Here is a 21230-nt window from a genome sequence, read left to right on the forward strand (position 1 = left end):
CGCACCGAACCCGCCCGAAGACGCGACACCGCACCGAACCCGCGACGCCGCGCCGCGACGACCACGCCCGGCGAGCCCAGGCCGGGTCGTTCCGCGACGACCACGCCCCGCGAGCCCAGGCCGAGCCGACCGGCCGACCAGCACCGAGGTCCGCACGCGACGACCGGCCACTAGAGACCCACCCCCTCCGCCGAGCGGGGCGGTGTCCAGTCGAGGACCGGTGCCATCGCGCGCAGGGTCAGTGCGGCGGGGACCAGCCGCGCGGCCAGGTCGCGGGCCGCCACGGCGGGCGGCCACGTCCAGCGGGTGACCGCCGCCAGCCGGGCCGAGCGGCGGACCACGGCCTGGGTCCTCGGACGGCGTTCGGCGTCGTAGGCGGCCAGTGCCGCGTCGACGTCCGGGGTCGCGGCGAGGCGGTCGGCGAGCGTCACCGCGTCCTCCAGCGCCTGGCACGCGCCCTGGCCCAGCATCGGGTCCATCGCGTGCGCCGCGTCGCCGAGCAGCACCACCCGACCGCGCACGAACGTCGACAGCGGCGGCAGGTCGTGCACGTCGTGGCGCAACAGCCGGTCCTCGGGCATCGCGGCCAGCAGCGCGGGCACCGGGTGCGGCCAGTCCGCGAAGCGGCGCGCCACGGCACCGGGCTCGTCCGCACCACCCTCGGGCACCACGGCCGCCGCGAAGCAGTAGAACCGCCCGCCCGGCAGCGCCGTGTACCCGAACCGCTCGCCGCGCCCCCACAGCACGGCGCCGTCGGGGCGCGGGTCGGGCAGCGGGTCGGTGATCGTCCGCCACGCCGTGCACCCGCTGTAGCCGGGCTCGCGCGCCTCCGGCCAGCACGACCGCCGCACCGCGCTGCGCAGGCCGTCCGCGCCGACCACCAGGTCCGCCCGGACGGTCCCGCCGCGGTGCTCGACGACGGCGGCGTCACCGTCCGCGCGCACGGCGCGCACCTCGGCGGCCGGGTGCGGCACCGACGGCGGCAGGGCCTCGACCAGCACGCGCACCAGGTCGGCGCGGTGCACCACGAGGAGCGGCCAGCCGTGGCGCCGCGCGATCACGGCGTTGTCCAGCCGGGACAGCCAGCGCCCGGTGCGGTCGCGCACGCCGCCCGCCGCCTCCACCGCGCCGATCGCGCGCACCCGGTCGGCCAGGCCGAGCGCGACGAGCGCCCGCATCGCGTTGGGCCACAGCGACAGCCCCGCGCCGACCTCGGTGAACTCCTCCGCCCGTTCGAGCACCACGACGTCCCACCCGGTCCGGTGCAGCGCCACCGCCGCGGCCAGTCCGCCGATCCCGCCGCCCACCACGACCGCACTGCGCCCGCCCATGCGCTCCCCCTCGGTTGAGCGACTGCTCAAACGTGAGGATAGGCCGATTTGAGCGACCGCTCAACCAGTGGGGGTGGTGCGAGCCCGGTCACCTGGTCCAGAACGCTGTAACCAGTCGGGCGGTGCCGTCGATAGAGACCAGACCAGCGACGGAAGGGCTGTGGTGATGCGTTGCGCTCGCGTTGAGGTAGTCCTGTCCTTCGCGTTGGGGACGCTGCTGGTCTGCGGCGTCGTCAACGCGGTGGTGGCCGTGCTCTGGTCGACGTGGTGGCTGGGCGGGGTGGGCGGGGCGTGCCTGGCGGCCGCGCTGGCGGTGGGCGCCCAGTGGCTCCGGCACGGCGGTCGCCGCGGTGCGCGCCGGGCGCTCGACGCGCCGTCCGACCAGGCGGGGTCGGCGATCGGCAAGGTCACGACCGCCGCGTGAGCACGGGGCTCAGGTGCCGCAGAACGTCCGGTACGTCGTGGCGAAGTCCTCCGGGGCCGGGGCCGCGTAGCGCTCCAGGCCGGGGCGTTCGCCGTAGGGCGCGGTGACCGCCTCCAGCAGCCGTTCGAGCGGCTCCTGGTCACCCTCGGTGGCGGCGGAGAGGGCCTCCTCGACGAGGTGGTTGCGCGGGACGTAGACGGGGTTGACCCGGTCCATCGCGTCGGCGTCCGGGGCCAGCGCCCGCCAGCGGGCCAGCCACGCGTCGATCCCGGCGAGGTCGAGGAACACCCCGCGCACCCGTTCGACGTCGCCGCGCGCGGCGGCGCCCAGCCCGCGGTAGAACGACGTGTGGTCGACGTGGTTCTCCCGCAGCAGCGCGAGCAGGTCGTCGACCAGCGCCGCGGCGTCCACGCCGCCGGGCAGGCCGAGCTTGGCGCGCATCCCGGCCGACCAGGCGCTCTCGTACCGCTCGCGGAACGTGCCGAGCACGTCGAGCGCCAGGGCCACCGCCTGCTCCTGGTCGTCGGAGAACAGCGGGAGCAGCGCCTCGGCGAGGCGGGCGAGGTTCCACTGGGCCACACCGGGCTGGTTGCCGTAGGCGTAGCGCCCGCCGTGGTCGATCGAGCTGAACACGGTGGCCGGGTCGTAGGCCTCCAGGAACGCGCACGGCCCGTAGTCGATGGTCTCGCCGGAGATCGTCGTGTTGTCGGTGTTCATGACCCCGTGCACGAAGCCCACGAGCATCCACCTCGCCACCAGCGACGCCTGGGCCGCGACGACCGCCTCGAACAGCGCGAGGTGCGGACGGTCCGCGTCCGCGGCGGCGGGGTGGTGGCGGGCGACGGCGTGGTCGGCGAGCCTGCGCAGCAGGTCGACGTCGTCGGTGGCCCGCGCGTACTGGAAGCTGCCGACGCGCAGGTGGCTGCTCGCGGTCCGCGCGAGCACGGCCCCCGGCAGCACGGTCTCGCGGCGCACCGGGCGGCCGGTCGCCACCACGGCCAGTGAACGGGTCGTCGGGATGCCGAGCGCGTGCAGCGCCTCGCTGACCACGTACTCGCGCAGCATCGGGCCGACCGCGGCCAGGCCGTCGCCGCCGCGCGCGAACGGCGTGCGCCCGGAGCCCTTGAGGTGCAGGTCGCGGGGGTGGCCGTCGGCGTGGACGAGTTCGCCGAGCAGCAGGGCGCGCCCGTCGCCCAGGCGCGGCGAGTAGTTCCCGAACTGGTGGCCCGCGTAGGCCTGCGCCACCGGGGTGGCGCCGTCGGGTACCTGGTTGCCCACGAGCAGGCGCACCCCGTCCGGACCGCGCAGCCAGTCGGTGTCGAGGCCGAACTCGGCCGCCAGCCGCTCGTTGAGCACGAGCAGGCGCGGCTCGGGAGCCTCCTCGGCCTGCCAGGGAAGGCTCATCTCCGGTAGTTCACGGGCGAACCGGTCGTCCAGGGTGACGGTTGACGGCGGTGCGGTGCTCACGGCTTCCACCGTACGGGGTCCGCGTCGACGAGCACGTGCGGTCCGAGGAGCGCGACGAGCAGGCCCCCCGCTCCGCCGTCCGGCCGACCGGGTCCGGCCGGGGGTGAGGTAGGCGAGATCGCGCCTACCTCACCCCTGCTGCGCCGATCGGGTTTCCCGCCATGATGAGGCGAACGATCAAGTCGAGGAGGACCATGACCACCACGGGCCGGTTCACGACGCTCTGCGAGGCGTTCCAGCACACGGCGGCGCTCAATCCCGGCGCGGTGGCGCTGCGCACCCTCGGCGGCGAGCGGGAGCTGACGTGGCGCGAGTACGGCGAGCGGGTGCGGCGGATCGCGGGCGGCCTGCACTCCCTCGGCCTGCGCCGGGGCGACACGCTCGCGCTGCTGCTGACCAACCGCCCCGAGTTCAACCTGGTCGACACCGCGGCCCTGCACCTCGGCCTGGTGCCGTTCTCGATCTACCAGACGTCGGCGCCGGAGCAGATCGCCTACCTGCTGCGGCACTCGGGCTGCCGGGTGCTGGTGTGCGAGCCGCCGTTCCTCGACCAGGTGCGCGCCGCGGGCGTGCCCCTCGACCACGTCGTCGTCGTGGACGGCCCGGCGGAGGGCACCCTCGCGCTGGACGAGCTGGAGTCCGCGGACGTGGCCGGGTTCGACTTCGACGCGACCTGGCGCGCGGTCGAGGGCTCCGACGTGCTGACCCTGATCTACACCTCCGGCACCACCGGCGACCCCAAGGGCGTCGAGCTGACGCACGCCAACGTGCTGGCCGGGATCGTGGCGGTGGACGACGAACTCGGCGTCCGCCAGGGGGACCGGACGATCTCCTACCTGCCCTCGGCGCACATCGCCGACCGGGTGTCGGCGCACTACCTCCAGATCACCTGCGGGACCGAGGTCACGTCGATCACCGACGCCCGCCGGGTCGCCGAGGCCCTCGCGGACAGCAGGCCCACGTTCTGGTTCGCCGTCCCGAGGGTCTGGCAGAAGATCAAGCTCGGGCTGGAGGCCCGGCTGGCGGCGGCGCCTGCCGAGCAGGCGGCGGTCGTGTCGCGCGCGTTCGAGGTGGCGCTCGCGCGGGTGCGCGCCCGGCAGACCGGGCTGGAGCCCGACCCGGCGCTGGAGGCCGAGTTCCAGGCGCTCGACCAGGCCGTGCTGGCGCCCCTGCGCACCGCGATCGGGTTCGACCGGATGCGGTGGGCGATGTCCGGCGCCGCCGCCATCGCTCCGGACACGCTGGAGTTCTTCATGGCGCTGGGCCTGACGATCGTGGAGGTCTGGGGCATGTCCGAGACGACGGGCGCCGCCATCCACAACCCGCTGACCAGGGTGAAGGTCGGCACGGTCGGCGTCGCCGTGCCCGGTGTGGAACTCCAGGTCGCCGACGACGGCGAACTGCTGGTGCGCGGCCCCGTCGTGATGCGCGGCTACCGCGACGACCCGGCCCGCACGGCCGAGGCGTTCACCGAGGACGGCTGGCTGCGCACGGGTGACGTGGTGACCGTGGACGACGACGGGTACGTCACGATCGTCGACCGCAAGAAGGAGCTGATCATCAACTCCGGCGGCAAGAACATGTCGCCGACCGCCATCGAGAACACGGTGAAGGTCGCCTGCCCGCTGGTGGGCGAGATCGTGGTCATCGGCGAGGCCCGCTCGTACAACACCGCGCTGGTCGCGCTGGAACCCGACGTGGCCGCCGCGGTGGCGGCGGGGGCGGGCATCACCGACACCTCCCCGGCGGCGCTGTCGCGGCACCCCGTCGTGGTCGAGGCGATCCGCGCGGGGATCGCCGAGGCGAACGCGAAGCTGTCGCGCGTGGAGCAGGTCAAGCGGTTCCGCGTGCTCCCGGCGGTCTGGGAGCCCGGCGGCGACGAGATCACGCCGACGATGAAGCTCAAGCGCCGCAACATCAACCGCAAGTACGCGGCCGACGTGGAGGAGCTGTACGCGGACCCGCGCGCGGACGACGTGCACGAGCCGACCGAGCGGACCGGCTGACACCGCGGGTGTCCCCCCGCGCACGGCGACGCCCCCCGTAGGGTCGCCGCCGTGCGCGGGGGGACACCTCTCCGCGACCCGACCCGCTCCTCGGCGGCCTCGACGCCGCCCCCACCGGAGGTCCGTTGACCACCCAGCCCACCGCCACCACCCGCCACGGGGACGTCGTCGGCACCGCCGAGTCCGACGTCCTGGTCTTCCGGGGGATCCCCTACGCCGCACCGCCGGTCGGGCCGAACCGGTTCCAGCCGCCGCGACCGCCCGAGCCGTGGGCGGAGCCGCGCGACGCCACCCGGTTCGGGCCCACCGCGCCGCAGGCCCAGGGCTTCGGTCCGCTGGCCGACCTCGTGCCCAGCGTGGTCACGCCCGGCGACGACCACCTCAACCTCTCCGTGTGGACGCAGGGCACCACCGGCGCGCGACCGGTGATGGTCTTCGTCCACGGCGGCTCGTTCACCAGCGGCTCCGGCTCGCTGCACGCCTACGACGGCACGCGCTTCGCCCGTGACGGCGTCGTGCTCGTGACCCTCAACTACCGGCTCGGCGCGGACGGGTTCCTCTGGTTCGGCGACGGCGTGCCCAACCTCGGCCTGCTGGACCAGGTGGCCGCGCTGGCGTGGGTCCGCGACAACATCGCCGGGTTCGGCGGCGATCCGGGGAACGTCACCGTCTTCGGCGAGTCCGCGGGTGCCATGAGCGTGTGCTCCCTCATGGCGATGCCCGCCGCGAAGGGCCTGTTCCACCGCGCCATCGCCCAGTCCGGCGCGGGCGACAGCGTCATCTCCCCGCGCGCGGCGCGGCTGGTCGGCACCCGGCTGGCGGCGATCCTCGGCGTCGCCCCGACCCGCGAGGCCGTCGCGGGCGTTCCCGTCGAACGGCTGCTGGCCGCCCAGGCGCGGGTGGCCGAGGAGGTCGCCGCCAAGCCGAGGACGGGTCTGTGGGGCGAGGTGGCGCGCAACCTGATGCCGTTCGAACCGGTGGTGGACGGCGACGTGCTGCCCGTGAAGCCGATCGACGCCGTCGCCGAGGGCGCGAGCGCCGACATCGACGTACTGATCGGCACGAACAGCGAGGAGGCGCGACTGTTCCTCGTGCCGACCGGCGCCATCGCGCGGATGAACGCGCTGGCCCCGCACCTCGTGGCGCTGCGCTACGGGCTGCGCCCCGGCGCGGCGGTCCGCCGCTACCGCGCCAACCGGCCGGGGGCCTCGCCCGGCGAGGTGGTGTCCGCCATCATCACCGACTGGTACTACCGGATCCCCGCGCTGCGCCTTGCCGAGGCCCACCGCGGCCGGGCGCACGTGTACGAGTTCGCCTGGCGCTCCCCCGCCTACGGCGGCGCGCTGGGCGCCTGCCACGTCCTGGAGATCCCGTTCGTCTTCGACAACCTCGACGACCCGGCGCTCACGGCCATCACCGACGGCCGCGCGCCGCAGGGGCTGGCCGACGCCGTGCACGGCGCGTGGGTCTCCTTCGCCGCGAACGGCGACCCCGGCTGGCCCGCCTACCGCCCCGACCACCGGGTGGCGATGCGCTTCGACACCGTCTCCGCGACCACGGTCGACGACCGGGCCGACGAGCGCCTCCTGTGGGAGGGCCGCCGCTGACCCGTGTTCGAGTTGACAGCGTCATCCGAACTGCTGCGGTTTTGAGATGACAACGTCAACTGAACGCGTCGCGCCCCCGCGCGGCGAACTGGCCGTGGTGACCGGGGCGTCCTCCGGGATCGGCGCGGCGACGGCACGGGAACTGGCCCGCCGCGGCTTCCACGTCCTGGCGGGCGTCCGGCGCGAGGTGGACGCGGCGGCGCTGCGGTCCGACCGCGTCGAGCCCCTCATCCTCGACATCACCGACCGGGCCCACCTCGCCGCGCTCGCCGAGCGCGCGGCGCACGACGGGCTCGGGCTGCGGGCACTGGTGAACAACGCCGGGATCGCCGTCAACGCCCACGGGGTCGAGGTCGTCGTGGTCGAACCCGGCGGTGTCGCCACCGGGATGTCCGGCCGCGGCATCGCCACGGCGCACCGCTCGGCCGCGGACATGACCCCGGCCCAGCACGCGCGCTACGACACCCTGGTGGACGCCGTCGTCACCCTGGCGGAGTCGTTCACCGCCAAGGGCCTGCCCGCGGCGGCGGTGGCGCGGGTCGTCGCGGACGCGGTCACCGCGACGAGGCCGCGCGCCCGCTACGCCGTGGGGCGCGACGCGGCCGTCCTCGTGCGACTCGCCCGACTGGTGCCGGACCGGCTGCTGGACAGGGTGCTGCCGCGCGACCTCGGGTCCCACCTCCGGCCGCCGGTGCCCGCGTGACGCCCGCCGAGCGAGCGGCGGGGCGGAGGCCGACAACTACCCTGACGGGATGGTGACCAGAGCCGAATCCGCCGCCACCACCCGACGGGCGCTGCTCGACGCGGCCGGCGCGCTGCTGGACAAGGGCGGACCGGACGCGGTCACCCTGCGCGAGGTCGGCGCCGACGCGGGAGTCTCCCGGTCGGCTCCCTACCGGCACTTCGCCGACAAGGAGAGCCTGCTGGTGGCGGTGGCGACCGAGGCGTGGACGCCGTCGCCGACGAGCTCGAAACCCTGACCGCGGGTTCCGGCGACACGCCGGAGCGGACCCTGCGGAGGGCGCTGCTCGCGCTGCTCTCGATCGGCCGGTCCCGCCCCCACCTGCACCGCCTCATGTTCACCGTTCCCGCGGCCGATCCGGCGGCGGTGGCCAGGGCGGCCGAGCGAGCCCAGGGCCACTTCCTCGACCTGGTCACCGCGGTCGTCGGCGCGGCCGCGGCCCGGCAGTACGCCGCGCTGCTGCTCACGAGCGTCCACGGCGCCACCGGGTTGGAGCTGAGCGGCCACCTGTCCCCCGCCAAGTGGGGCACGACGCCCGAGGACCTGCTGGACCTGCTGATCGGCGTCCTGCCGCGACCGTCCTGACCGGACGCGCGAGCGGCCCCCGGTGCCGGAGCACCGGGGGCCGCTCGCCGTCGTCGGGGCCGGGTCACCGCTCGCCGACCGCGACCTCCTGCTTCTCCCGCGCCACCGGGGCCTCCTCGGTCAGCGCCGAGCCCTCGACGTCGAGCGCCGGGAGCCAGTTCAGCCAGCTCGGCAGCCACCAGGCGCGCTCGCCGAGCAGCGCGAGCGCGGCCGGGACGAGCACCATGCGGACGACGAAGGCGTCGAACAGGATGCCCGCGGCGAGCGCGAAGGCGATCGACTTCAGCGTGGCGTCGCCGGCGGGCACGAAGCCCGCGAACACCGAGAACATGATCAGCGCCGCCGCGACGACGACCGGGGCCGCCTGGCGGAAGCCGGTGCGGATGGCCCGCAGCGGCGCGGCGCCGTGGCTGTGGGCCTCGTGCATCCGGGACACCAGGAAGATCTGGTAGTCCATCGCGAGGCCGAACAGGATGCCGATCACCAGGATCGGGGTGAGGCTGATCAGCGGTCCGGTGCTGTCGAGCGCGACCAGGTCGGCCAGCCAGCCCCACTGGAACACCGCGACCGTGGCGCCGAGCGAGGCGCCGATGGTCAGCAGGAAGCCGAGCACGCCGACGAGCGGCACGAGCAGCGAGCGGAAGACGAGCACCAGCAGCGCCAGGGCCAGGCCGACCACCAGGGCCAGGTAGATCGGCAGCGCCTCGTCGAGGCTCTGCGCGACGTCGACGCTGACCGCCGTGGCTCCGGTGACGGCGTAGCCGGGACCCTCGGTGGCGGCGGGCAGCGCGCGCAGGTCCTCCACGAGCTGCTCGGTGGCCTCGGTCGTGGGTCCGGACTCCGGGATGACCGTGACGAGGGCCGCGCTGCCGTCGGCGTTGGGGGTCGGCGGGGTCACGAGGGCCACGTCGTCGAGCGCGCCGATCGCGGCACCGGCCTTCTCGGCCGCCGCGGGAGCGCCGTCGCCGTCGAACAGCACGATGATCGGCCCGTTGAACCCGGCGCCGAAGCCGTCGGACAGCACCTGGTCGGCCCGCGCCTGGGTGCTGTCGGAGGCGGGCCGCTGCACCAGGGTGGTGTGCATCGAGGCGAACGGGATGGCGATCACGCCGAGCGCCGCCACCGCGAGGACGAGCGACAGGACGCGCTGGCGGGTGACCGCCGTGCTCCAGCGGGCCAGGAACCCGCTGTCGCCGGTGAGGTCCACGTCGTCGGAGACGACCACCCCGCGCTGCTTGCGCGGCAGCACGCGGTGCCCGAGGAGCCCGAGCGCTGCCGGGACCAGGGTGATCGCGACCAGGACGGCGACGACGATGGTCGCGGCGGCGGCCACGCCCATCTGGGTCAGGAACGGGATGCCGACCACGACCAGGCCGGTCAGGGCGATGACGACGGTCAGACCGGCGGTGACCACGGCCGAGCCCGCGGTGCCCACGGCCGTGGCGATGGCGGTCGGCACGTCGCTGCCGCGGCGCAGCTCGTGGCGGAACCGGGTGATGATGAACAGGGCGTAGTCGATGCCCACGGCGAGGCCGAGCATGCCCGCCAGCAGCGGGGTGGTCGACGACAGGTCGGCGAACCCGGTGGCGATGGTGACGCCCAGGACGCCGATGCCCACGCCCACGAGCGCGGTCAGCAGGTTCATGCCCGCGGCGATCAGCGAGCCGTAGGTGATGACCAGGATCATCAGGGCGACGACGACGCCGAGGGCCTCGGCGATGCCGCCGAGGTGGAACGGCGCCTGGGTGGCCTCACCGGTGGCCTCGACGGTGAACCCGCTGCTCCGGGCGTCCTCGACGGCGGCGAGCAGCGCGCTCTGGTCCTCGGCGGTGACCTCGCCGACGGCGGCCGAGTAGGTGACCGTGCTGTAGGCGGTGTCCTGCTGGGCGTTGACCGTCGGCGCGGTGGGGTCGAGCGGGTTGCTGGCGGCCTTCACGCCGGGCAGGCCCGCGAGGTCGGCGACCAGGTCGCCGAGCGCCTTGGCGTTCTCCGGCGTGGTCAGCGTCTGCCCCTCGGGGGCCCGCACCACGACCTTGGCCTGGGCTCCGCTGGTGCCGAACTCCTGGCCGATCCGCTCCAGTGCGGTGGTCGACTCCTGGCCGGGGATGGAGAACGAGTTGGAGGTCTCGCCCGCCAGGGTGACCGCTCCCGCTCCCGCGCCGAAGAGGACGACCAGCCAGACGGCGATCACGGACAACCGGTGCCGGTGCGCGAACGCACCGATCCGGGACAAGAAGCGAGCCATGGGTGATCAGTCCTCAACCTGGTCGGAGCCGGAACGGGCGACGCGGCCGTGGCCGAGCGCGTCGAAGCAGGTGGCGACGATGTGGGGTCGCCAGGTGGAGATCTGGTCGTCGTGGTGCGCCGCGAGGCTCAGGACCGCCAGCGCGGCCAGCGCGCCCGCCACCCGGACGGCGCGCTCGGACGCGGGGATCACGGGGTCGACGCCGAACGCGTCGAACGCGGCTCCCCCGACGCCGCCGTCGGTGGGCCCCGGCACGACCACGTCGTCCCCGCCGCGCGCGACGGGGATCAGGAGCATGGCGACCATGCCGGGGTGCGCGAACGCGACGTCGACCAGGACCTCCAGGGCGGTGCGGTCGCGGTCGACGCCGACGGGCAGGTCGCGCACCTGGTCGAGCACCCGCTGCCCCAGCGAGTTCGCCTGGGCGACCACCGCCTCGCGCAGCGCGTCCTTGCTCGGGAAGTGGTGCAGCAGGCCGGTCTTCGACAGCCCGACGGCGTCGGCGACCTCCTGGAGGGAGGTCTTGGCGACTCCTCGGCGGGCGAACAGCGCGGCGGCCTGGTCGAGGATGCTCTCGTCGACCTGCTGCCGGAACGGACGGGTCATGCCCACCACGGTACGAGCTGACGGACCAAGTTGGTCGGTTTACCGACCAACTTGGTCGGTGGTCTTCGTCATACCCCGCCGGGCACCCCGTCCGGCTCGGCCGGATCGATCGAGAGCCGCCTGCGGTGCTCGTAGATGATCGAGGTGCGGAACCCGACGACCTCCTTGCGCTTGCTGAAGCGGTCCATCAGCAGCGCGTGCATGTCGCTGATCGTGGGGATCGCGACGTGCACCAGGAAGTCGTCGCTGCCGCCGAGCACGAAGACGGCCAGCACCTCCGGCTGCGCGAGCGCGAAGGTCTCGAACCCGCGGATGACGTCGCGGCCCAGCGGCCGGATCGTGAACGCGATCAGCGCCTGGACGCCCCGGCCGATCTTGGCCAGGTCGACCTGCGCGTGGAAGCCGGTCAGCACGCCCCGCTCCCGCAGCGCCCGCGTGCGCACCAGGCAGGTCGACGGCGCCAGCCCGAGCCTGCTCGCCAACTCCCGGTTGGTGAGCCGAGCATCGGCCTGGAGTTCGCGCAGGATCGCCGAATCAAGTTCGTCCACGCCGGTCCACTCCCCTGCTCCACCGAACGACGTTCGGTCCACGTGCCACCACTGGTTCACCCGGACCAAAGTTATCCCAGAACCTCGAACTTCCGACCGGGAGGCACGCATGACCCTGAACCTCGACCACACCCCGACCGCGGTCGCGACCCGGCCGCCGGAGGAGGTGCGGATCGTCCGGGGCGCCCGCACCGGGCAGGTGGTCGTCGTCGCCATCGACTCGACCCGGCTCGGGCCCGCCATCGGCGGCTGCCGGGTCCGGGCCTACCCGACCTGGCAGGACGGGCTGGCCGACGCGCTGCGGCTGTCGGCGGCGATGACCGAGAAGGCGGCGCTGGCCGGGCTCGCGCACGGCGGCGGGAAGACGGTCGTGGCGCTCGACCCCGCGACCGCGGCGGAGTTCACCGGCCCGCGCCGCGCCGACCTGCTCGCCGACGTCGCCGACCTGGTCGAGACCTTCGACGGCGGCTACCACACCGGCCCGGACGTCGGGTCGTCCCCCGAGGACATGACCACGATCGGCCGGGGCACCACGCGGGCGCTGTGCCGACCGGTGTCGGCGGGCGGCAGCGGCGACTCGTCCGGCCCCACCGCCGCCGGGGTGATCGCCTCGATCGAGGCGGTGCGGCACCACGTCCTGGGCGGCAGGCCGCTGGGGTCGCTGAGCTTCTCGCTGCTCGGGCTCGGCCACGTCGGCACGCTGGTCGGCGAGCACCTGGCCGCGGCGGGCGCCCGGCTGACCGCCACCGACGTCGACCCGTCCCGGCGGGCGCCCGCCGACCGGTGGGGGGCGACGTGGACCGAGCCGGGCGAGGCGCTGTCCGCCGACGTCGACGTCGTGGTCCCCTGCGCCGTCGGCGGGATCCTGACGCCCGCCACCGTGCCCACCCTGCGGTGCCGGGCGGTCGTCGGCCCCGCGAACAACCAGCTCGACGCGGACCCGACCGCCGACCTGCTGCACGACCGCGGCGTGTGCTGGGCTCCCGACACCGTGGTCAGCGCGGGCGGGATCGTCTCCGCCGTCGCCCGCGAGCTGCACGGGGCGACACCGGAGGAGGCCGACCTCCTGGTGCGCGACACCGGGCGGCGGCTCGGCGAGGTCCTGGTCGCCGCCGCGAGCCGGGGCACCGCGCCGCTGCACGAGGCCCGTCGCCGCGCGCGGGACCTGCTGGGGTGACGTCGTTCCCCTCGGCGGACGGATTTTTCGCCGACTCCTGGACCGCGACCGCGCCGAGCCGGGAGAATCGGGGGCGGGGTGTGGGGGATGCCGAGGAGAGAACGGCCGCTCGACGTGGGCGACAGCGCCCTGCTGAGGTTCGCGCACGACCTGAGGTCGTTGCGGGACGAGGCGGGCAGACCGACCTACCGGGAGCTGAGCAGGCGCGCGCACTACTCGACCGCCGTGCTGTCGCAGGCCGCGGCGGGCAGGCGGATGCCGAGCCTGGAGGTGACGCTCGCCTACGTGCGGGCGTGCGGCGGCCCGATCGAGGAGTGGCGGGCCCGGTGGCACGACGTCGTGGGCGAGCGGGAGCCGCCGCCGACCTCCGACGCCGAGCGCCCGTACGTCGGGCTGAACGCGTTGCAGCCCACCGACGTCGACCGCTTCTTCGGCCGGGACCGCCAGGTGCGGGAGCTGGTGGCCCGCCTGTCCGACCAGCGCGTGGTCGTGCTGTTCGGGGCGTCCGGCGCGGGCAAGTCGTCGCTGCTGCGGGCGGGTCTCGTGCCGCGGCTGACCGGTCCGGTGCTGCTGTTCACCCCCGGCGAGCACCCGCTGGAGGAGTGCGCGATACAGCTCGGCAGGCTCGCGGGCGCGCCGGTCCCCCCGCTGGACGACCGGTTCGCGGTGGCCGAGCACATCCGGCGGGTGGCGCCCGCCGGGAGCGAGCCGGTGGTCGTCGTGGACCAGTTCGAGGAGGTCTTCGCGCTGTGCCACGACGTCGCGGAGCGGGAGGCGTTCATCGACGCGCTGCTCACCGCCGCGCGCGGTGACTGCCGGGTGGTCCTCGGGGTGCGCGCGGACTTCTACGCCCACTGCACGACGTCCGCGGCCCTGGTGGAGGCGATGGCGCGGGGCCAGGTCACGCTCGGGCCGATGACGACGGACGAGCTGCGGGAGGCGATCGTGCGGCCCGCCGTCCGCGCGGGCTACGCGGTGGAGACCGAGCTGCTGTCCGAACTCGTCGCCCAGGCGCAGGGGCAGCACGGCGTGCTGCCCCTGCTGTCGCACGCGCTGCTGGAGACCTGGCTGCGCCGCGAGGGGAACACGCTGACGCTGGCGGGTTTCCGGGCCGCGGGTGGCATCGACGGCGCGCTCGCGCAGACGGCCGAGTCGCTGTTCGCGCGGCTGACGCGGCGGCAGCGGGTCGTCGCCAGGAACCTCGTGCTGCGGCTGATCGCGCCCGGCGACGGCACCGAGCACACCAAGCGCCGCACCACCCGCGCCGAGCTGGACGACGACCCGGACGTCCGCGCCGTGCTGGACCTGCTCGCCGACGCCCGACTCGTCACGCTGGACCGGGACAACGTGGAGATCTCCCACGAGGCCCTGGTGCGGGCGTGGCCGAGGCTGCGCGACTGGATCGCCGAGGAGAGCGAGGGGCTGCGGCTGCACCGGGAGCTGACCCGCGCCACCGACGCCTGGGAGGCGCTCGGCGGTGACGCCAGCGCGCTCTACCGGGGCACGCGCCTCACCCTCGCGCGGGAGTGGGCGGAGCGGCACCCGACCGCGCTCAGCGCGCGGGAACGGCGGCTGCTGGACGCGAGCCTGGCCGAGGAGGCGGCGGAGACCGAGCGGGCCAGGAGGCGCGCGCAGCAGCAGAAGCAGGCCGTCGCCCTGCTCAGCGTCCTGTTCCTGCTGGCGGTCACCGCCACGGCCTACGCCGTCAGCACGCAGCAGTCCGCCCGGCGGCAGCGCGACCACGCCCTGTCGGAGATCGCCGCCGCGAAGGCCGTGAACATGCGCGTGCGGGCCCCCGCGCTGGCGGCCCAGCTCAGCCTGGCCGCGTACCGGCTGGCTCCCACCGACGAGGCGCGGGCGAGCCTGATCGCGGCGTTCCCCTACCCGGACCGGCGGCTCGCCGCGCACGGCGCCAACCTCGACTCGGTCGCGGTCAGCTCGGACGACCGCCTGCTGGTGACCGCGGGGCACGACCGGACCGCGCGGCTGTGGGACCTCGCCGACCGCGGCCACCCGGTCGAGGTCGGGACGCTGACCGGGCACGCGGACACCGTCAACGGGGTGGCCGTCCAGCCGGGCGGCCGGGTCGTGGCGACGGCGAGCTGGGACGGCACGGCCGCGCTGTGGGACACCACCGACCCCGCCGCGCCCGTGCGGCTCGGCACCCTCGGCACGCACACCGACGACGTGAACTCGGTGGCGTTCAGCCCCGACGGCCGGACCGCGGCGACCGCGAGCACCGACCGCACGGTCAAGCTGTGGGACGTCGCCGACCCCCGGCTGCCCCGTGAGCTGACGACGTTGACCGGGCACGCGGACGGCGTCGTGGCGGCGGCCTTCAGCCCGGACGGACGCACGCTCGCGACGGCCTCGTTCGACCACACCGTCGTGCTGTGGGACGTCACCGGGTCCGGTGCCGGGCGGGTGCTCGCAGGCCACGGGGCACCCGCGACGGCGGTGGCGTTCAGCCCCGACGGCACGATGCTGCTGTCCGCCGGGCAGGACCGCGTGTCCAGGCTGTGGAGCACCGCGACCGGGAGCGAGCTGGCGGTGCTGCGCGGGCACGACGGGATCGTGCGGTCGGCCGTGTTCAGCCCCGACGGCCGCACCGTCGCCACCGGCGCCGAGGACAAGACCGTCCGGCTGTGGACCGCCTCGCCCGGCGCCCGGCACCTCGCCACGCTGGACGCGCACACCGAGGCCGTGGTGTCGCTGGCGTTCACCTCCGACGGGCGCGCGCTCGTGTCGGGCAGCGACGACGACTCCGCCGTGCTGTGGCGGATCCCGGACGTGCCGCTGGAGCAGGTCGACGTGGACGACGCCGCCGGGTGGGTGTGCCAGGCGGTCGACGAGCCCCTGACCGAGCAGGAGTGGCGCACCTACTTCCCGGGGGTCGACTACCGACCGCCCTGCTGACCAGCCGCGTCCGCCTGGTTGTTCGAGGAGCGAACCGACGCAGGTCGACCCTGGCGCCCTCCGCGGTGGTGGGGCGGGCCCGGCCCACGCCGAGGCGCGCATCGCGACGGCGCGCTGTTCTTCGCCGACTCCGTCCCGGACGGCGGCCGGTGCCGGGCTTCCCGGTCGAACCGGCGCACGTCCGGCTGTGGGTGGTGGAGGTCGCGGCGCAGCACGACGGCAGCGGCACGGGGGCTTCGCCGCGTTCGGCGCCCTGTGGTGGGTGAGCACGGCGGCCGGAGGAACGGGAGCGCTGCTCCGCACCGCGCCCCCGGCTCGACCTCCTCGCGGCGGCGGTGGGCCTCGTCGACGACCTGACCCGCGCCGAGTGGACGCGCGGGCTGGTCCGACGGCTGGAGGCCGGGGCGTTCACCATGGCCGGCAAGGAGGCCGGCTGACGCGTCACGGGGCCTTCCGCACGGCGGGCGGGCGACCCACTACGGTGATCGTTCCCCACTCCCCCGGAGGCGACGTTGGCGACCGCTGTCACGAGTGACGGGTACCGGCTCTGGTACGAGGCGACGGGTGACGGGCCCGCCGTGGTGTTCCCCGCGAGGTTCCGCGCCGAGCAGGCGGCGCTGGGCGACGCGCTGGCCGCCGACGGCCGCCGGGTCGTGCGGTACAAACCGCGCCAGGTGGTCGGCGTGCTGGAGCCCGAGGAGGACGCGGGCGGTCCGTGGAACCCGACCGCGCTGACCCGCTACCCCCTCGACATGGAGGTCGACGACCTGCACACCGTCGCCGACGCGGCGGGCGTGGACACCTTCGTGCTCGCCGGGTACTCGGGCATGGCGGCGCTGGCCGGTTTCCTGGTCGCCGCGAGCGACCGCGCCACCGGACTGCTGATCGGCGGCTTCCCGCTCCTCGCGGGCTACGACTACTGGCTCGGCTACGTGGAGGGCGCGCGCGGGGCGCTGCGGCAGGCGGGCCTGCCGGAGAAGGCGGCGGAGCACCACGCGGGCGTGCTGCTCTACCAGGACTGGACCGAGCGCGACGACACCGCCGCGCTGACGGCGCTGCCCGGCCCGAAGGTCCTCTGGTACGGCTCGCGCGACGGCGAACCGGACTGCCGGATGCACGACGTGGTCGGCGGCAGCGCCATCGCCCGCCGCGTCCGCGCCCACGCGGAACCGTTGCGGCGGGCCGGGTTCGAGCTGATCGAGTTCGACGGCCTCGACCACATCGGGGCACTGGCGAGCACCGACGTGATCGCCCCTCGGCTGTCGGGGGCGCTGGCGGACGCCGGCTGGTGATCGGCGCTCACGCCGGCGTGGGTTCGCCGTGTTCCACGGGTCGCACGCCCGTGTGACGGGGGCTCGCTACCGTACTGGCCATGCGGACGTTGGTTCACCCACCCGGCCCCCTCGTCGGCAGGCGTGCCGAGGTCGGTCGCGTGGACGAGCTGACCGGCGCCGCGCGCGAGGGCCGCGGTGGGGTGCTGGTGCTGCGGGGCGAGGCGGGCATCGGCAAGACCGCGCTGCTGGAGCACGCCCGCGGGACCTCCGGGTTCCGGGTCATCCACGTCTCCGGGTCGGAGTTCGAGTCCGAGCTGCCGTTCGCCGCCCTGCACCAGTTGTGCGTGCCGGTCCTGGAGCACCTCGACGACCTGCCCGACCGGCACGGCGAGGCGCTCCGGGTCGCGTTCGGACTCGCCACCGGCGCGCCCGACCTGTTCCGCATCGGTCTGGCGACGTTGGAGCTGCTGACGACCGCGGCCCGAGGGCGCCCGGTGCTGTGCGTGGTCGACGACGCCCAGTGGCTGGACTCGGCGTCGTCGAAGGCGTTGGCCTTCCTCGCCCGGCGCGTGGCGGCCGAACCGGTCGCACTGGTGCTCGCGGTCCGGGTGCCCTGCCCGGCCGGTGAGCTGGACGACCTGCCGGGTCTGGTGGTGGCCGGGCTGGAGGACGCCGACGCGCGGACGCTGCTGGCGGCCGGGAGCCACGTGCCGCTCGACGAGCAGGTGCGCGACCGGGTGCTGGCCGAGGCGCGCGGGAACCCGTTGGCACTGCTGGAACTGCCGAGGGCCGGTGGTTTCGCGCCACCGGACACGGCGTCGGTGCCGACCAGGGTCGAACGCGGCTTCCAGGCCAGGCTGGCCTGCCTGCCCGCCTCCGCACGGCTGCTGCTGACCGTCGCGAGCGCCGACCCGACCGGCGACCCAGGCCTGCTGTGGGCCGCCGCGCGGCTGCTGGACGTCGACGTCGACGAGGCGTCCGCCGCGGCGGACGCGACCGGGCTGGTCGAGTTCGCCACCCGCGTCCGCTTCTGCCACCCCCTGGCGAGGTCGGCGGTCTACCGGGCCGCGGACACCGACCAGCGCCGCGGGGCGCACCGGGTGCTGGCCGAGGTCACCGACCCGGTCACCGATCCGGACCGGCGGGCCTGGCACCGCGCCCAGGCGTGCACCGGGCCGGACGACGACGTGGCCGCCGAGCTGGAGCGGTCCGCGTCCCGTGCCCTGGCCCGCGGCGGCGTGGTGGCCGCCGCGGCCTTCCTGGAACGCGCGGCGGCGTTGTCGCAGACCCCCGCCGCGCGGGTGGAGCGGACGTTCGCGGCGGTGCGGGCCAAGCTCGACGCGGGCGCCACCGACGCGGCGGCCGACCTCCTCACGACCGTCGGCACCGCCTCGCTGGACGGGTTCGGGGAGGCGGAGGTCGACCTGCTGCGGGGGCGGATCGCCTTCGTGCGGCGCGACGACGGCAACGGCCCGGCGTTCATGCTGCGCGCCGCGGACCGGCTCGCGGCGCTCGACCCGGACCGGTCGCGCGACTGCTTCCTCGACGCGCTGGAGATGGCGCTGCTCGTGGGTCGGGCGGGTGGCGTGCTCGACGCGGTCCTGGCCGCCGCGCGGTCGGCGGCACGGGAACCGCGCACCCCCGACGTCCTGGACGCGCTGAGCCTGCTCGCCACCGAGGGCCACCGGGCCGCCGCTCCCCTGCTGCGCGCCCAGCTCGACGACGGGGAGAGTCCGATGTGGACCAGACGGCCCGCGCTCGCCGTCATGGTCGCGGCCGAACTGTGGGACCCGCACGCCCACGCGGCGGTCGTCGAGTGGCTGGTGAAGACCGGCCGCGAGTCCGGGTCGCCGCTCCTGCTGCGCCTCGGCCTCGCGCAGGTGGCGTCCGGCGCCGCCCTCACCGGCGACTTCGGCCGGGCGATGGCCGCGATAGCCGAGGAGGAGGCCATCGCCGACGCCGGGGGCGCGCCGCCGGTGTTCTACCACCGGTTGCAGCTGGCCGCGATGCGCGGACGCGCGCGGGAAGCGCTGGAGCTGTTCGAGAGCGCCACGGCGGAGGGGCGCGGCATCGGGCAGCTGATCGCCAACGTCGACTGGGCGGCGGCCGTGCTGCACAACGGTTCCGCCGACTACCCGGCCGCGCTGGCCGCGGCCAGGCGCGCCACCGCGCACGGCGACCTGTTCCTCACCGGGATCGCCCTGCCGGAACTGGTGGAGGCGGCCGTCCGGTGCGGCGAGCCCGCCGCCGCGGCCGAGGCCCTGGAGTCGCTGACCGAGCGCACGCGCGCGAGCGGAACCGCCTCGGGCCTGGGGATCGCGGCCTGCGCGCGGGGTCTGGTGACCGGCGTCGAGGACCACTACCGGGAGGCCGTCGAGCACCTGGAGGAGTCCCCGATGCTCCCCTACCGGGCCAGGGCGCACCTGGTGTACGGGGAGTGGCTGCGGCGCGCGGGCCGCAGGCGTGACTGCCGCACGCACCTGCGCACCGCCCACGACCTGCTGACCTCGGCCGGGATCGAGGGGTTCGCCCGGCGGGCCGCCGACGAGCTGCGCGCCACCGGCGAGAGGGCCCGCGGCCGGTCGGGGCACACGGTCGACCAGCTCACCATGCAGGAGGTCTCCATCGCCCGGCTGGTCGCCACCGGGGCGACGTCCAACGAGGTCGCCGCCCGCCTCTTCCTCAGCCCCCGCACCGTGGACGCCCACCTGCGCAACATCTTTCGCAAGCTCGGCATCACGTCCCGCAGGCAACTCAGGGACCGGTCCGACCTGGGCACCTGACCCGCGTGGACGCGGTGAGCACGGTGACGCGGGCCCGGTCTCGGATCCCGGCCTGCGCGAACGCGGTGGTGCGGCGGTCCGGCAGTGCGGCCGCGGTGACCCCCGAGGTGCGGGAACCGTGGTCGGATCAACACGGAGTCGTCGGTTCCCAGCCTCCGTGTTGATCTGCCCTCGTCCTCGGTGGTGCTCCGCCTACACGCCCCGCAGCGGCGGGTACGGCTCGCCCGGCGGGTGTTGCGCGTTCTTGTTGGCGTCCCGCGCTTCCTGGAGCTGGTCCTCCAGGGTGACGATGCGGCACGCGGCGTCCAGGGCGGTGCCCTGGTCGACCAGCTCGCGCACGCGAGCGGCCAGGCGGAGCTGGTAGCGCGAGTAGCGCCGGTGCCCGCCGCTGGAGCGCTCGGGCTCGATGAGCTTCGCCTCGTCGAGGCCGCGCAGGAACGCGGCCGTGGTGTTGAGCATCGCCGCCGCCCTGCCCATGGTGTAGGCGGGGTAGTGGTCGTCGTCGAACTTCTCCGCCGAGTTGCGCGGCGGGACAGCCTGCTCCTCGTGGTCGTGTTCTGGGTTCATCGCGCCTCCGCATCACGAGGGGCCCCGGCGCAGCAGCGCCGGGGCCCCGGGGTTGTAGGGTTCACTTCCACCTAGCCGACCGTGAGATCGGTTTCCTCTGTCCGCGTGGTCCGCCCTGGGGGCGGAGACTGCGGGGATCGCTTGTGCGTAACCGAAGACCACCTTCCAATCCGATGGAACCGCGGTACCCGCCCGGCCGAGTGCAGCCGAAAGCAGGCGATCCGATGGTGTGCGACCCTTCCCTTCTCCTCTGAATTCCGATTGTCGTGCTCTCACGTCGCGGTCGGCACCGGTCCTCATGCACATGCCGGCATCACCTCACCGACCGCTTCCGGTCACCTGCCGGAACCCCTTCCACTGATCGGCCCCGGCACACCTGACCGTCTTGCGGTACACCCGCGGGCAGTTCGTCATCTCCCGCGCCGACTGACTTTCTCTTCTCGACGAGGAAGAGACTACCCACTCCCGAGCATGAATGTCTACACCCACTGATGGAGATTTACTCGAACGAGTGATAGAGGCGTCCTCACCTGCGAGGACGCGGCGAAACACCGGCGATCAGCCGTACAGGCGCACGTCGCTGACGTTCCACCAGTTCCCGGCCTGGGCCGTGGCGGTGATCCGCAGGTGGCGGGCCCGTGTGCGGGGCAGGTCGACGGTGGTCAGCTGGCCGTCGCCGACACCCTCGGCCACCGTCCTCCAGCGGACCCCGTCGTCGCTGACCGCGAGCCGCCAGCCGCGCGCGTAGTCGCCGAGGTTGCCGCCGCTGTCGACGGCGACCCGGCGGAAGTGCTCGCGTGCACCCAGATCCACCTGCACGTACTGGCCCGGCGCCTGGGCGGCCTCGCTGGACCAGCGGGTCGAGGCGTCGTCGTCCACCGCGAACTCCGCGCCCGTGCCGAGCGAGGCGGTGGCCCTCGCACCGTCGATCGGCACGAAGTCCAGCTCGCTG

Annotated in this window: 17 protein-coding genes; 10 read left to right on the forward strand and 7 right to left on the reverse strand. The window is 74.9% G+C overall.

The annotated features are described in order from the left end of the window. Window positions 1-170: 170 nt before the first annotated feature. Entirely contained in the window at window positions 171-1331 is a 1161-nt protein-coding gene (locus tag AC156L_RS12115) for an FAD-dependent monooxygenase (RefSeq protein WP_330879357.1), read from the reverse strand. Between the two features lie 166 nt (window positions 1332-1497). Here AC156L_RS12115 and AC156L_RS12120 point away from each other — a divergent pair, with 166 nt between their 5' ends. Then, a complete protein-coding gene (locus AC156L_RS12120) occupies window positions 1498-1755 on the forward strand; it encodes a hypothetical protein (RefSeq protein ID WP_330879358.1) in 258 nt (85 codons plus the stop codon). A 9-nt stretch (window positions 1756-1764) separates the two neighbouring features. On the opposite strand, the gene AC156L_RS12125 is transcribed toward AC156L_RS12120, so the two are convergent. Then, complete coding sequence (locus tag AC156L_RS12125) at window positions 1765-3222, reverse strand: protein adenylyltransferase SelO (RefSeq protein WP_330879359.1); 1458 nt, start codon at window positions 3220-3222, stop codon at window positions 1765-1767. 194 nt (window positions 3223-3416) lie between these two features. On the opposite strand from AC156L_RS12125, the gene AC156L_RS12130 reads away from it, so the two are divergent. From AC156L_RS12130 to AC156L_RS12150, 5 genes are all read left to right on the forward strand, one after another. Beyond that, window positions 3417-5228 carry an AMP-binding protein gene (locus AC156L_RS12130; protein ID WP_330879360.1) on the forward strand — a complete coding sequence of 604 codons (1812 nt, stop codon included), beginning with the start codon at window positions 3417-3419 and terminating at the stop codon, window positions 5226-5228. 125 nt (window positions 5229-5353) lie between these two features. Next, on the forward strand, window positions 5354-6835 hold the full coding sequence (locus AC156L_RS12135; protein ID WP_330879361.1) for a carboxylesterase/lipase family protein: 1482 nt from the start codon (window positions 5354-5356) through the stop codon (window positions 6833-6835). Window positions 6836-6881: 46 nt separating this feature from the next. Next, window positions 6882-7538 carry an SDR family oxidoreductase gene (locus tag AC156L_RS12140; protein WP_330879362.1) on the forward strand — a complete coding sequence of 219 codons (657 nt, stop codon included), beginning with the start codon at window positions 6882-6884 and terminating at the stop codon, window positions 7536-7538. 49 nt (window positions 7539-7587) lie between these two features. Then, on the forward strand, window positions 7588-7815 hold the full coding sequence (locus AC156L_RS12145; RefSeq protein WP_484406820.1) for a TetR/AcrR family transcriptional regulator: 228 nt from the start codon (window positions 7588-7590) through the stop codon (window positions 7813-7815). Next, entirely contained in the window at window positions 7782-8162 is a 381-nt protein-coding gene (locus AC156L_RS12150; protein ID WP_484406821.1) for a WHG domain-containing protein, read from the forward strand. The genes AC156L_RS12145 and AC156L_RS12150 overlap by 34 nt, the downstream gene beginning before the upstream one ends. Before the next feature lie 64 nt (window positions 8163-8226). Here AC156L_RS12150 and AC156L_RS12155 read toward each other — a convergent pair whose 3' ends face one another. The 3 genes from AC156L_RS12155 to AC156L_RS12165 form a co-directional block, all read right to left on the reverse strand. Continuing rightward, on the reverse strand, window positions 8227-10407 hold the full coding sequence (locus AC156L_RS12155; protein ID WP_330879365.1) for an MMPL family transporter: 2181 nt from the start codon (window positions 10405-10407) through the stop codon (window positions 8227-8229). A gap of 6 nt (window positions 10408-10413) precedes the next feature. After that, the gene (locus AC156L_RS12160) at window positions 10414-11013 is read right to left on the reverse strand and encodes a TetR/AcrR family transcriptional regulator (protein WP_330879366.1); all 600 of its coding nucleotides are present in this window, start codon (window positions 11011-11013) and stop codon (window positions 10414-10416) included. 68 nt (window positions 11014-11081) lie between these two features. Then, window positions 11082-11561, reverse strand: a complete 480-nt coding sequence (locus AC156L_RS12165) for an Lrp/AsnC family transcriptional regulator (protein WP_330879367.1) — start codon at window positions 11559-11561, stop codon at window positions 11082-11084. 109 nt (window positions 11562-11670) lie between these two features. Here AC156L_RS12165 and AC156L_RS12170 point away from each other — a divergent pair, with 109 nt between their 5' ends. The 4 genes from AC156L_RS12170 (at window position 11671) to AC156L_RS12185 (ending at window position 19711) form a co-directional block, all read left to right on the forward strand. Beyond that, window positions 11671-12738 (forward strand): Glu/Leu/Phe/Val dehydrogenase dimerization domain-containing protein, encoded by a 1068-nt coding sequence (locus AC156L_RS12170; RefSeq protein ID WP_330879368.1) that lies wholly within the window; start codon window positions 11671-11673, stop codon window positions 12736-12738. A gap of 87 nt (window positions 12739-12825) precedes the next feature. Further along, on the forward strand, window positions 12826-15654 hold the full coding sequence (locus tag AC156L_RS12175) for an nSTAND1 domain-containing NTPase (protein ID WP_330879369.1): 2829 nt from the start codon (window positions 12826-12828) through the stop codon (window positions 15652-15654). A gap of 512 nt (window positions 15655-16166) precedes the next feature. Next, entirely contained in the window at window positions 16167-16946 is a 780-nt protein-coding gene (locus AC156L_RS12180; protein ID WP_330879370.1) for an alpha/beta fold hydrolase, read from the forward strand. An 80-nt stretch (window positions 16947-17026) separates the two neighbouring features. Beyond that, on the forward strand, window positions 17027-19711 hold the full coding sequence (locus AC156L_RS12185) for an ATP-binding protein (protein ID WP_330879371.1): 2685 nt from the start codon (window positions 17027-17029) through the stop codon (window positions 19709-19711). Window positions 19712-19903: 192 nt separating this feature from the next. Here AC156L_RS12185 and AC156L_RS12190 read toward each other — a convergent pair whose 3' ends face one another. Both AC156L_RS12190 and AC156L_RS12195 read right to left on the reverse strand, forming a co-directional pair. Further along, the gene (locus AC156L_RS12190) at window positions 19904-20278 is read right to left on the reverse strand and encodes a helix-turn-helix domain-containing protein (protein ID WP_330879372.1); all 375 of its coding nucleotides are present in this window, start codon (window positions 20276-20278) and stop codon (window positions 19904-19906) included. A gap of 558 nt (window positions 20279-20836) precedes the next feature. Beyond that, a partial coding sequence (locus AC156L_RS12195) for a discoidin domain-containing protein (protein ID WP_330879373.1) occupies window positions 20837-21230 on the reverse strand: 394 nt, incomplete at its 5' end.

It is taken from the genome of Umezawaea sp. (assembly GCF_057122925.1).